The sequence below is a fragment of the Bacillus taeanensis genome, assembly GCF_003318295.1.
GTDB classification, from domain to species: Bacteria; Bacillota; Bacilli; order Bacillales; family UBA6769; genus Maribacillus; species Maribacillus taeanensis.
Genome location: NZ_QOCW01000001.1, coordinates 433,025 through 445,254, shown reverse-complemented (window position 1 = coordinate 445,254; position 12,230 = coordinate 433,025). Strand labels below are relative to the sequence as shown.

At 36.5% G+C, this 12,230-nt stretch carries 10 protein-coding genes; 1 reads left to right on the top strand and 9 read right to left on the bottom strand.

Annotated elements, in window-relative coordinates:
* The first annotated feature begins 35 nt into the window (after positions 1-35).
* Complete coding sequence (locus tag DS031_RS02160; protein WP_113804276.1) at positions 36-512, top strand: LiaF transmembrane domain-containing protein; 477 nt, start codon at positions 36-38, stop codon at positions 510-512.
* Between the two features lie 44 nt (positions 513-556).
* On the opposite strand, the gene DS031_RS02155 is transcribed toward DS031_RS02160, so the two are convergent.
* The 9 genes from DS031_RS02155 to DS031_RS02115 form a co-directional block, all read right to left on the bottom strand.
* On the bottom strand, positions 557-1,297 hold the full coding sequence (locus tag DS031_RS02155; RefSeq protein ID WP_113804275.1) for an amino acid ABC transporter ATP-binding protein: 741 nt from the start codon (positions 1,295-1,297) through the stop codon (positions 557-559).
* A gap of 16 nt (positions 1,298-1,313) precedes the next feature.
* Positions 1,314-1,976: an amino acid ABC transporter permease gene (locus DS031_RS02150; protein WP_113804274.1), complete on the bottom strand. Its 663-nt coding sequence runs from the start codon at positions 1,974-1,976 to the stop codon at positions 1,314-1,316.
* Positions 1,977-2,045: 69 nt separating this feature from the next.
* Positions 2,046-2,879 (bottom strand): transporter substrate-binding domain-containing protein, encoded by an 834-nt coding sequence (locus DS031_RS02145; RefSeq protein ID WP_113804273.1) that lies wholly within the window; start codon positions 2,877-2,879, stop codon positions 2,046-2,048.
* Positions 2,880-3,148: 269 nt separating this feature from the next.
* The gene (yihA, locus tag DS031_RS02140; RefSeq protein WP_113804272.1) at positions 3,149-3,730 is read right to left on the bottom strand and encodes a ribosome biogenesis GTP-binding protein YihA/YsxC; all 582 of its coding nucleotides are present in this window, start codon (positions 3,728-3,730) and stop codon (positions 3,149-3,151) included.
* Complete coding sequence (lon, locus tag DS031_RS02135; RefSeq protein ID WP_113804271.1) at positions 3,727-6,051, bottom strand: endopeptidase La; 2,325 nt, start codon at positions 6,049-6,051, stop codon at positions 3,727-3,729. Before lon ends, yihA begins: the two co-directional genes overlap by 4 nt.
* Before the next feature lie 211 nt (positions 6,052-6,262).
* Positions 6,263-7,939, bottom strand: a complete 1,677-nt coding sequence (gene lonB / locus DS031_RS02130; RefSeq protein ID WP_113804270.1) for an ATP-dependent protease LonB — start codon at positions 7,937-7,939, stop codon at positions 6,263-6,265.
* Between the two features lie 173 nt (positions 7,940-8,112).
* The gene (gene clpX, locus DS031_RS02125) at positions 8,113-9,387 is read right to left on the bottom strand and encodes an ATP-dependent protease ATP-binding subunit ClpX (protein WP_113804269.1); all 1,275 of its coding nucleotides are present in this window, start codon (positions 9,385-9,387) and stop codon (positions 8,113-8,115) included.
* Between the two features lie 325 nt (positions 9,388-9,712).
* Complete coding sequence (tig, locus tag DS031_RS02120; RefSeq protein WP_113804268.1) at positions 9,713-11,011, bottom strand: trigger factor; 1,299 nt, start codon at positions 11,009-11,011, stop codon at positions 9,713-9,715.
* A 105-nt stretch (positions 11,012-11,116) separates the two neighbouring features.
* On the bottom strand, positions 11,117-12,157 hold the full coding sequence (locus tag DS031_RS02115; protein ID WP_113804267.1) for a tetratricopeptide repeat protein: 1,041 nt from the start codon (positions 12,155-12,157) through the stop codon (positions 11,117-11,119).
* Positions 12,158-12,230 lie beyond the last annotated feature (73 nt).

The following is a 12,230-nucleotide window of genomic DNA, read 5'->3' as shown; positions in this document are numbered from 1 at the left end:
CAAAAGAAGTACACTTCACATTAGAGGAGGCTCTCATGAAAAAACAAGGAATCTTTTTAGGAGTACTATTAATTGGTATGGGTCTTTATTTTCTACTTAATAACTTTCCTCTTCCATTTCTTGAACCTTTAAACAGTTGGCCAACATTTCTTATCATTATCGGTTTAGCTTTTTTGGCTCAATCCTTTTTAAATCATGATCACTATGCTTTGTTTCCCGGCATTTTACTTCTTGGTTTTGGCATTCATTTTCATTTAAGCAAACTAGTAGTATTTTGGCCGAAAACATGGGGTATTTATACATTAATTGTTAGTATTTCCTTTTTAATTACGTATCAGCGAACAAGAAATGGTGGACTGTTAATCGGCATGATGCTCCTTATTCTTTCTTTAGCTGAATTATTTTACAAAGGATTTCAAGAGTGGATGGGCGCCAACCTTTTAATCATTGAACAAATATGGCCAATTGGATTTATTGCGATAGGCTTATACTTTTTATTTTCTAAAAAATAATCAATAAAAAAGCCAAAACAGCTTCGACTGTTTTGGCTTTTCGATTACAAAATGGTGCTTAAAAATTCTTGGGTGCGCTGTTCTTGTGGATCATCAAATAATTGTTCTGGGTGGCCAACCTCTACAATACGCCCATCATTCATATAAACAACCCAATCCGCTACTTCTTTAGCAAAGCCCATTTCATGTGTGACAACAACCATTGTCATTCCTTCTTTTGCAAGCTCCTTCATTGCGGCAAGCACTTCACCAACAAGTTCCGGATCTAGAGCTGATGTTGGTTCATCAAACAGCATAATATCCGGCTTCATTGCCAGTGAGCGCGCAATGGCTACACGCTGCTTTTGCCCTCCTGATAATTTTGAAGGATACACATCCTCTTTATCTGCCAGCCCTACTTTTTTAAGAAGTTCTTTTGCTTCTTTAACAGCTTGTTCTTTTTTTAGCTTCTTAACCATTAAAGGAGCCTCAATAACATTTTCTAACACGGTTTTATGAGGAAATAAATTAAAATGTTGAAAAACCATTCCAACCTTTTGTCTTACTTTGTTCAAATCATCTTTTGAAGGTTCAATCTGCTTACCTTCAATAAGGATCTTCCCACTATTTTTGATTTCAAGAAAATTTAAACATCTAAGCAGCGTACTTTTCCCTGAACCGCTTGCTCCGATTAAAACAACAACATCATTTTCTTTCACACGCAGATCAATATCTTTTAAAACATGGAGATCGCCAAATGATTTATTTAATTTTTCAACTTTAATCATTTCTTTTTTTTCGGTCATTTTATTCCCCTCCTCTTCAATCTCCAGCTGCCAGCTTTTTCTCCACTTTATTGACAATAAAGGAGAAAATTAATACGAGAACAAGATAATAGATGGCAACAATAATATAAAATGTCATTTCATCATATGTAGCAGCTGCCAATCTTCTAGCTTGTGCAAATAATTCATTCATCGCAATAAATGCAGCAAGTGAGGAATCTTTTAAACCAATAATAAACTGATTTCCAAGCGGGGGAATGGCGCGCTTAAATGCTTGAGGCAGGATAATTCGTCTCATTGTTAACGTTTTTGTCATGCCAAGCGAGCGGCCTGCTTCCATTTGTCCTTTATCAATGGACTGAATCGTCCCCCGAAAAATTTCAGCAATATAAGCTCCGTTATGAAAAGCGAGCGCCAATGCCGCTGACCAAAACTGCCCTAAATCAATTACATTTTTTAGTCCAAAATATAAAACAAAAATTTGAACAATAAGGGGAGTAGCCCTCACAATTGTTATGTAAAAATCAGCAACCCATTTCCCACCTGGAAGATGAGATAATTTTAATAAGGCTACAAATAAACCAATAATTGTTCCTATTAAAATTGAAGCAATTGTTAATTGGAGGGTAACCACTAATGCTTCTAAAAATAGTGGATAGGTTCGATAAAGTTCTGCAAAGATATGTCCAATATTAGGCAATGCGATCCACTCCTTAATATGAAATAATGTGCGCTCACTACGCGCACATTATTTTCATCCTTATTTGTCTTAACTTTCTGGCTGCTTACTAATATCTCTTCCAAAGTACTTCTCACTAATTTCTAAATATGTGCCATTTTCTTTAATCGCTTCAAGGGCACGATTAATTTCTTGAAGGAGGTTTTCATCACCTTTTTTAACAGCTACCGCCATTTCGTCTACTCCGGCTACTTCCCCGCGAGGTTCAAGGCTAAAGCCGCTTTCTTCAATGGCAATTTCCCCAACAATTAAGTCCGTTATAACCGCATCATGCTCTCCTTGATCAAGTGCACGTAAAGCCGTTACATCACTGTCATATGTTTGAATATTAGTCGTGTAATCTTTTGCTAACGTCTCATAGGTTGTTGCTAGACCTACCGCAACTTCTGTTTCATCATTAAGATCATCTAACCCTTGAATGTCACTGTCGGGTCTTGTAAATACTTGAGCGCCTGATATGTAATATGGATCTGAGAAGTCAACTTTCTGGGCGCGCTCTTCTGTAATTCCCATACTTGCTACCGCAGCATCAAAGCGATCTGCATTTATACCAGCAATCATTCCTGAAAATGGCGTTGCTTCCGCTTTTGCTTCTAATCCCATTTCCTCAGCCAATGCTTTACCAATTTCAACATCAAAACCTGTTAATTCTCCATTTTCATCAAAATAACTAAATGGTTTAAATTCACCAGAAGCAACAAAATGAAAGACACCTTCTTCATTTAATTCTAAATTACTTGCGCTTTCTTCTCCGCTTCCTTCTTCCGGCTGCTCATTTGTGCTTTCACTGCTGCCGCATGCTGAAAGTAAAAGAATACTTAGAAAAAAGAATGTCAATAAAAACCCAATTTTTTTCTTATTCATTTCTACCTATCTCCCCTTTCAATATACTGTACCTTCAATTAATAAAAATGAAACCTCTAATTAATTGAAAATAACATATATTTCTAATGTTACTAATAACCGAATTTTTCCACAATTTCTATATTAGACCTTCTATCAGTATAATACCGCTTCACAGGCTCTGAGCATGCTGCAGTTGCCATATGCTTAAACATGCTGTTATTTTTCCTGTATTATTGGTAATATTAACTAAAAAAGAGGGTGACCCGAATTGGGTCACCCTCTTTTATTTAAAGATATTGTTGAATTGTTTTCCAAACAGTGTCCTTTCCATAACCGGATTCAGAAGAAAACAATACTAACGAATCTTCTTTAGCCATATTTAATGTTTCACGTACAACTTTTAAATGCTTTTGCCATTTCCCTTTTGGAATTTTGTCTGCCTTTGTTGCAACAACAATAACAGGAAGCTCAAAGTGTTTTAAAAAGTTATACATCATTTGATCATCTTTCGTAGGCTCATGACGTACATCAACAATATGAACAACTGCCTTCAACTGTTCACGTTCAAGCATATATGTTTCAATCATTTTTCCCCATGCTTCACGTTCTTTTTTTGATACCTTTGCATACCCATAGCCTGGTACATCCACAAAGTGCAGCATTTCATTGATTAAATAAAAATTCAATGTTTGAGTTTTCCCAGGTTTTGAGGAGGTACGTGCTAAATTTTTTCGATTAATTAATTTGTTGATTAGTGAAGATTTTCCAACATTCGATCTGCCTGCTAATGCAATTTCAGGCAAGTGGGTTTTTGGATATTGTTCTGGTTTTACTGCACTAATCACAATGTCAGCTTTTGTTACTTTCATTTCTTCTCCCCTACTAACGCATGTTTTAATACTTCATCAAGATGAGAAACCGCAATAAATGTTAAATCCTTTCGAACACTTTCCGGAATATCATCTAAATCTTTTTCATTTTCTTTCGGCAAAATAATTGTTGTTAAGCCTGCACGATGGGCGCTTAACGATTTTTCTTTTAATCCGCCAATCGGAAGAACACGTCCTCTTAAGGTAATTTCCCCTGTCATTCCTACTTCTTTACGTACAGCATTTCCTGTTAAAGCTGAAACAAGTGCTGTCGCCATTGTAATACCTGCTGATGGCCCATCTTTTGGTGTAGCACCTTCAGGAACATGAATATGAATATCATTCTTTTCATGAAAATCAGGATCAATATTCAGTTCCTCTGAGCGTGAACGAATATAGCTAAACGCTGCTTGTGCGGATTCTTTCATTACATCGCCAAGTTTCCCCGTTAAAATCAACTTTCCTTTTCCTGGATAAATAGATACTTCAATGGACAGCGTGTCGCCTCCTGCTGTTGTATAGGCAAGGCCTGTTGCCGCGCCAACTTGGTCCTGCTCTTCAGCCTGACCGTATCGGAATTTTGGTTTTCCTAAAAAGTCCTCCAGCTTATTTTCAGTTAAAATAACACGCTTTTGTTCTTCCCCGACAATCTGCTTTGCCGCTTTTCGACAAACTGCCGCAGCTTGACGCTCTAAATTACGTACTCCTGCTTCTCTTGTATAATAGCGAATTAACTTTATAATGGATTCATCACGAATCTGCAGCTTCCCTTTATCAAGTCCATGCTCTTTCATTTGTTTCGGAATTAAATGCTCTTTTGCAATGTGTACTTTTTCAACTTCTGTATAGCCTGGTATTGTAATAACTTCCATCCGATCTAAAAGCGGTCCTGGAATCGTTCCAATATTATTCGCTGTTGCAATAAACATCACTTTAGAAAGATCATAAGGCTCTTCAATATAATGATCACTAAACGTATGATTTTGTTCAGGATCAAGCACTTCTAAAAGTGCTGCTGACGGATCACCCCTAAAATCATTAGACATTTTATCAATTTCGTCTAATAGAAAAACTGGATTAATGGACCCAGCTTTTTTCATTCCTTGAATAATTCGCCCCGGCATTGCTCCTACATACGTACGCCTATGTCCACGAATCTCAGCTTCATCGCGCACACCACCAAGAGATGCTCTTACAAAGTTACGATTTAATGCCTTTGCAATTGAACGTGCAAGTGACGTTTTACCTACTCCTGGAGGACCTGCTAAACAAAGAATCGGCCCTTTTATGGATTTTGTTAACTGCTGTACAGCTAAATATTCTAAAACACGTTCTTTTACTTTGTCTAAACCGTAGTGATCTTCATTTAAAATATTTTCTGTATGATGTAAATCGATATGATCTTCTGTTTCCTTTGACCATGGTAAGTTTAAAAGCCAATCAATATAATTACGGATAACAGAGCTTTCTGCAGAACTTGCTGGAATTTTTTCATAACGGTTTAACTCTTTGAGCGCTATTTCTTTCACATTCTCAGGCATGTTTGCTTCTTCAATTTTTTCAGTCAGAGTTTCTATTTCGCCTGATTTTCCTTCTTTTTCTCCCAGCTCCTGCTGAATGGCTTTCATTTGTTCACGAAGATAGTATTCTTTTTGTGTTTTTTCCATTGACTGTTTAACACGCTGACCTATTTTCTTCTCTAAATCCAAGACTTCTTTTTCATTATTTAAAATTTTAATGACATTATTCAATCGTTCTTTTACATCAATGGTTTCTAGTATCTCCTGCTTTTCACGAACACGCAGTGATAAATGAGAGGCAATCACATCAGCTAAACGTCCTGGCTCTTCAATATCTTGAACAGATGCCAATGTTTCATTTGTTACTTTGTTGGAAACCTTAATATACTGTTCAAATGCCTGCAGGGCAGTTCTCATTAATGCTTGTTCTTCAATACCTTTTCGTTCAGCTTCCTCCACAAGATCAATATCCACTTCAAAATAGTTTTCATTTTCAAGAAACGTATTGATTTCTCCTCGCTGCACTCCTTCTACTAATACTCGTAGTGTACCGTTTGGCAGCTTTAACATTTGCTTTACTTTTGCAAGTGTTCCAATCTCATAAATATCTTCCTGCATTGGTTCCTCTGTCGAAACCTCTTTTTGTGTTGCTAAAAATATATGCTGGTCCCCCATCATTACGGTTTCAAGTGCTTGTACAGACTTTTCACGTCCTACATCAAGATGGATTACCATGGAAGGGTAGACTAGTAATCCTCGTAATGGCAGAAGGGGAAGCGTTCTAGACTTATGACTCGCCATTTCCCTCACACCTCCAAGACTTTCATGCTACATGACGACATGTTTTTACTCTCAACTGCTTTTCACATTGGCTCAATCGTATAAAAGTGAACTTTGTACAATTTTATCCTATAATAGAAGCCTTTGTCTAATCTAAAATACCTTTTTTTCGACAAAGATCGGTTTAAATGGTTTTATTTGTTAATTAGTTGACCAGAAAAAGTCTCCGAACCTATATTTTCGTAGGCGGAGACTGATTCATTCCTGTTGATGCCGGAATAACTTCTTCTTGATCCGATTCAGGAAGAAGTACAGCATCCAACACTTCTTGGAATTCGGATACAGCAATAATACTAATTCCGTCCATTTCCCTAAGCATCTCACTATTATTTTCTATTGGAATAATAACCTTTTCAGCACCTGCTTCTTTAGCTGCTAACACTTTTGCAACAATGCCGCCAACAGGCTTCACTTTTCCTCTAATGCTCATCTCACCTGTCATTGCTGCTTTTTCATTTACTTTCACATTTTGGATGGCAGAAACGATTGCTGTTGCAATCGCAATTCCTGCAGATGGTCCATCCACTGGAGCTCCACCAGGAAAATTAATATGTATATCATAATCTGATACTCGAATTCCCATGTTTTTTAATACCGTTAACACATTTTCAACCGAACCTTTTGCTAAGCTTTTACGGCGTACAGACTTCCCTTGGTCACCCATACTTTCTTCTTCAATAATTCCTGTAATCGTCACTTTCCCTATCTTTTCTTCCGCTTTTTTTACCGTTGCCTCAATTTCAAGCAATGCCCCTGTATTTGCTCCATATACAGCAAGACCATTTACAAGTCCTATTGTTGACTCTTTAGGAATTTGTCGTTCTGGTCGTGGCGGCATCTGGCTGGAATAAACTACCCATTCAATATCTCCAAGCAAAATTTTGTCCCGGTTTTCAGCCATCGCTAAACCGGCTGCTATTTGGATCATATTAACTGCTTCACGGCCATTTTTGGCATACATCGAAGTTAAACTAACTGCTTTGGGATCAATGTGACAGTTAATTTTTTGAGCTGCACGCATTGCAATTGTTTTAATTTCATTTTGAGTAAGTTCTCTAAAATATATTTCTACACATCTCGAACGAATGGCCGGTGGAATTTCATGCGCTCCCCTTGTAGTCGCACCAATTAACCGAAAATCAGCCGGCAGCCCTTTTTGAAAGATATCGTGAATATGGGTTGGAATTGTTTGATTTTCTTCATTGTAGTAAGCACTCTCAAGAAACACTTTACGATCTTCTAATACTTTAAGTAATTTATTCATTTGAATTGGATGTAATTCTCCAATTTCATCAATAAATAATACACCACCATGCGCTTTTGTTACCGCTCCTTGTTTTGGCTGTGGAATGCCAGCCTGCCCCATCGCTCCTGCACCTTGATATAAAGGGTCGTGTACAGAACCTATTAAAGGATCGGCAATTCCTCTTTCATCAAAGCGAGCCGTCGTAGCATCAAGCTCTACAAACACTGCAGTAGGTCGAAAAGGAGTATTTTTATTTCGCTTCGCTTCTTCCAAAACGAGCCGGGCTGCTGCTGTTTTCCCTACTCCCGGTGGTCCATAAATAATAACATGCTGAGGATTAGGACCACAAATGGCTGCTCTTAATGCACGAATACCATCTTCTTGTCCAATAATTTCCTTAAAACTTGATGGTCTTACTTTTTCCGCGAGCGGCTTCGTTAAGGAAATGGCACGCAATTTTTGAAGCTGTTCCATTTCTTTTTTTGATTCTTTATCTATTGATACTTTTTGTGTTCTCTGGTTTCGAAGTAGATTTAAAAAATATAGTCCAATGATTACTCCGAAAAAAAGCTGAACAACGATTACAATTCCCGTCCAGTTCATAACCTTTAACTTCGCCTCCTGCTTCAATAAGATGTTACTAGTATCTCCGAGCAGGTAGTAGACTAAACGAAATTCTTAACAATTTTATTAGAAAAACTTTTTATACATGAGCTGAATGAGCGCTGTTGATTAACTGCACCACAATAAAAAACCAACTAAGTAAACTTAGTTGGTTAAGCACTTTCTTTTGGTGTTTCTTTATCATTCTCAATAACCGTACCATCTTCAAGAATTAATTTTGGACCCATATTGTCCACTACTGTTTCTTTAGTAATAATACATTTTGAAATATCTTCTCTTGACGGCAGCTCAAACATGACATCAAGCATAATTCCTTCAATGATTGAACGTAAACCACGTGCACCTGTTTTACGTTCAATTGCAAGTTTTGATATTTCTTTTAAAGCATCCTCTGTAAATTCTAATTCAACACCATCTAAATCAAGAAGCTTCTGGTATTGTTTTACAAGTGCATTTTTAGGTTTTGTTAAAATTTCTACTAATGCCTCTTCATCAAGCTGTTCTAGACTTGCTAATACCGGAAGACGGCCAATAAATTCTGGAATTAATCCATAGCGAAGTAAATCTTCAGGCAGTACTTTCGTTAAGTATTCGCCTTCTCTTAATTCTTCTTTTTTACCTTCAGAACCAAATCCAATTACTTTTTTACCAAGGCGGCGTTTAACAATCTGTTCAATCCCATCAAACGCACCACCGCAAATAAATAAAATATTGGTTGTATCGATTTGAATAAACTCTTGATGAGGATGTTTTCTTCCTCCTTGAGGTGGTACACTTGCTGTCGTTCCTTCTAAAATCTTAAGAAGTGCCTGCTGTACCCCTTCTCCCGATACATCACGCGTAATAGAAGGATTTTCAGACTTTCGAGCAACCTTATCAATTTCATCAATGTAAATAATGCCTTTTTCAGCTTTTTCAACATCATAATCAGCTGCTTGAATTAGTTTTAATAAAATGTTTTCAACATCTTCTCCAACATAACCCGCTTCTGTTAATGACGTGGCATCTGCAATCGCAAATGGAACATTTAAAATTCGTGCTAAAGTTTGAGCAAGCAATGTTTTACCACTACCTGTTGGTCCAAGCATCACAATGTTACTTTTTGCAAGTTCGACATCATCTGATTTTTGAGTGGCATTAATACGTTTATAATGGTTATATACAGCTACAGCAAGGGATTTTTTGGCTTGATCCTGCCCAATTACATAGTCATCTAATATTTGTCTAATCTCTTGCGGCTTTGGTACTTCTTTAAAATCTACTTCTTCTTCTGTACCTAATTCTTCCTCAACAATTTCAGTACATAATTCAATGCATTCATCACAAATGTATACACCTGGTCCTGCAACTAATTTGCGAACTTGATCTTGTGTTTTCCCACAAAAAGAACACTTTAACTGTCCTTTTTCATCATTAAATTTAAACATATTGTTCACCCCTTACAGTCAATATCAATATCAGTGAAACACTAAAAATATGTGTGGAATAGACTGCTTTTCTTCGTTTTTGTAATCTTGAATCCACCATCAATGTTATGTATTGCATTTTACCATAGATAAACATGTAAACGAAACTAAAACGCCTTCTTCTACTATTATGTATTAAAGATATAGTTTTAACCAATTTTACTAAAAGTTATGCTGAATTACTTCTTTTATGTATTCTTGATGGTTCTCGTAAAATCCTTTTTTAAAAAAGATTTTTATTTAAGAAACAAGGCCCGATTAGATCGCGCCTTGTTTCTTAATATTATTATTTTGCTGCAACTTTACTATTTTCCACTAAAAACTCTACTGCTTTGCGGATTTTTAAATCTTGCTTAAGTGCATCTGTTCCACCTTGAAGTTGAAGCATTTGCTTGATTTGTGCAACTTCCATGTTATACATTTCTGCCATTTTTTCAAGCTCTTTTTCTACTTCTTCTTCACCAGCTTCAATGTTTTCAGCTGCTGCAATTGCTTCAAGCGTTAAGTTTGTACGAACACGCTTTTCTGCATCTTCTTTCATTTGTTCACGAAGTGCAGTTTCATCTTGACCAGAGAATTGATAATAAAGATCAAGGTTCATACCTTGCCCTTGAAGACGCTGTTCAAACTCTTGGATCATGCGATCTTGTTCGTTTGTTACCATTACTTCAGGAAGATCAATCTCAGCGTTTTCAGTTGCTTTTTCTACAACTGTATCTTGCTTTTGATGTTCTGCAGCATGTTTTTTATCTGCCTCAAGCTTTTCTCTTAATTTTGCCTTTAATTCATCTAATGTTTCTACTTCTTCGTTCACATCTTTTGCAAACTCATCGTCTAATTCAGGCAATTCTTTGCGTTTGATGTCATGTACTTTCACTTTAAAAGTGGCAGGCTTACCAGCAAGCTCTTCGGCATGATACTCTTCAGGGAATGATACCTCTACATCTTTTTCAGTTCCAGCTTCTAAACCAACTAACTGCTCTTCAAATCCAGGAATAAATGAACCTGAACCTACTTCAAGAGAATAGTTTTCAGCTTTACCACCTTCAAATGCTTCACCATCAACAAATCCTTCAAAGTCGATTACTACTGTATCGCCGTTTTCAACTTGTCCAGCTTCTACAACAACAAGTTCTGCTTGCTTTTCTTGTAATGATTTTAATTCAGCTTCTACATCTTCATCTGTTACAGCTGTATCTGCTTCTTCAACTTCAAGACCTTTGTACTCACCAAGAGTTACTTCAGGCTTAACTGTTACAGTTGCTTTAAAGATTAAAGTTTGACCTTTTTCCATTTGCTCAACATCCACTTCTGGACGATCTACTGGCTCAATATTAGCTTCTTCAACCGCTTCTGAATAAGCTTTTGGCAGTAAAATATCAAGTGCATCTTGATATAGTGCTTCTACACCAAAACGTTTTTCAAAGATCGGGCGAGGAATTCTACCTTTACGGAAACCTGGTACGCTTACTTTCTTTACAACTTTTTTAAATGCTTCATCAAGTGCATTGTTCACTTCATTTGCTTCAACTTCAACGGTTAGAACGCCTTGATTACCTTCTAACTTTTCCCATTTTGCAGTCATTTATACTTTCCCTCCAACGTCTATGTTTCTTACTTTAAATTCTTTATAAATGTAACATCTACAACCATTACATTATAACATACAAAGTCATGTTTTCAACCAATATCAATTTTGATGTCGAAATTCTCTTCCTTGAAATGTATTTCTTTCGATTTCAAGCAGCTGTCTTTCAGCATCCAACAAGCTGCTTTTTTCCACCTTATAACATGCAGCTAATTCTTCTACTTCAATTTCTATTCCGTTAAAAAACGCACCTACTTTATGTAGAGCTCCTGCCCAGACGTTTGCATTATGATCACTTGGAACCAATGGATAAATGGCATATAAATAGTGGAGCCAAATTTGAAGGTTTAATCCATAGAGTGTTGGATTCTGATGTTCAATGTGTTCATTTAATAATTGTTTTACAGGGAGAACATATTCATCTTTAAACACATCTTGGAGCTTGTTTGGATAAACAGTCATTTTTTTATTACACTTATGTATAAGAATTGCCTCATCAATGTTTTTTTCTCGTAAGCTTTGTAAAATCATGCTTTTTAAAAAAGGATCTTTTTGTTCATCTTTTAAAAATGTTTTATACGCATCAATAATTTTCGAATTATCAATTCGGCTTAACATTTCAATCGCATGAAGCTGCTTTTCAGGTACCGCATTGTCTAATTCTTTTATTAATAATTGGAGTTCATCATCTTCAATTTCTATGATCTCCTCTTTTTCTTCATTATTAATTGCTTCCTGAGCGAGATGAAGCGTTTGTTCAAAAACGGCTGCAGCTTTTGATGGATGAGGTGCTTCAAGCACACTTTCAAGTACTGTGATAACCTTTTCAAATTTCCCCTGCTGAACAAGCACCAGCATATATACTTTCATGACTTCATAGTAATCACCAATGTCGTCTTCCAGCATATTTTCACACCACTTCTCTGCTTCATTAAACCTTTCTAGCTCAATAAAGCAAAGCACTGTTCCGTAATGCCCTTGTGGATGCTCAGGCTCTAATTCTATAAGCTGTGCAAAATAAGCGATTGCATCATTAATCTGCTTATTCTGGAGTGCTTTCATTCCTTTATCAGTAAGCTTTTTTGCTAAATTGGGAAATTCAACAATGTTACTGTTTTTTGATGAATCTTTTTTATTTCTCATGAAATCGCTCCACTCTTATGTAATCCGGATTACATTCCCTGCTTTAAAGCTTTTTCGTTAGCTTTCAGTTTAA

Excerpts from the sequence above, each read along its gene's own strand:
- yihA (WP_113804272.1), bottom strand. The coding sequence starts at position 3,730 with ATGAAAGTAACAAAAGCTGACATTGTGATTAGTGCAGTAAAACCAGAA.
- DS031_RS02145 (WP_113804273.1), bottom strand. The coding sequence starts at position 2,879 with ATGAATAAGAAAAAAATTGGGTTTTTATTGACATTCTTTTTTCTAAGT.
- tig (WP_113804268.1), bottom strand. The coding sequence starts at position 11,011 with ATGACTGCAAAATGGGAAAAGTTAGAAGGTAATCAAGGCGTTCTAACC.
- lon (WP_113804271.1), bottom strand. The coding sequence starts at position 6,051 with ATGGCGAGTCATAAGTCTAGAACGCTTCCCCTTCTGCCATTACGAGGA.
- clpX (WP_113804269.1), bottom strand. The coding sequence starts at position 9,387 with ATGTTTAAATTTAATGATGAAAAAGGACAGTTAAAGTGTTCTTTTTGT.
- DS031_RS02160 (WP_113804276.1), top strand. The coding sequence starts at position 36 with ATGAAAAAACAAGGAATCTTTTTAGGAGTACTATTAATTGGTATGGGT.
- DS031_RS02115 (WP_113804267.1), bottom strand. The coding sequence starts at position 12,157 with ATGAGAAATAAAAAAGATTCATCAAAAAACAGTAACATTGTTGAATTT.
- DS031_RS02155 (WP_113804275.1), bottom strand. The coding sequence starts at position 1,297 with ATGACCGAAAAAAAAGAAATGATTAAAGTTGAAAAATTAAATAAATCA.
- lonB (WP_113804270.1), bottom strand. The coding sequence starts at position 7,939 with ATGAACTGGACGGGAATTGTAATCGTTGTTCAGCTTTTTTTCGGAGTA.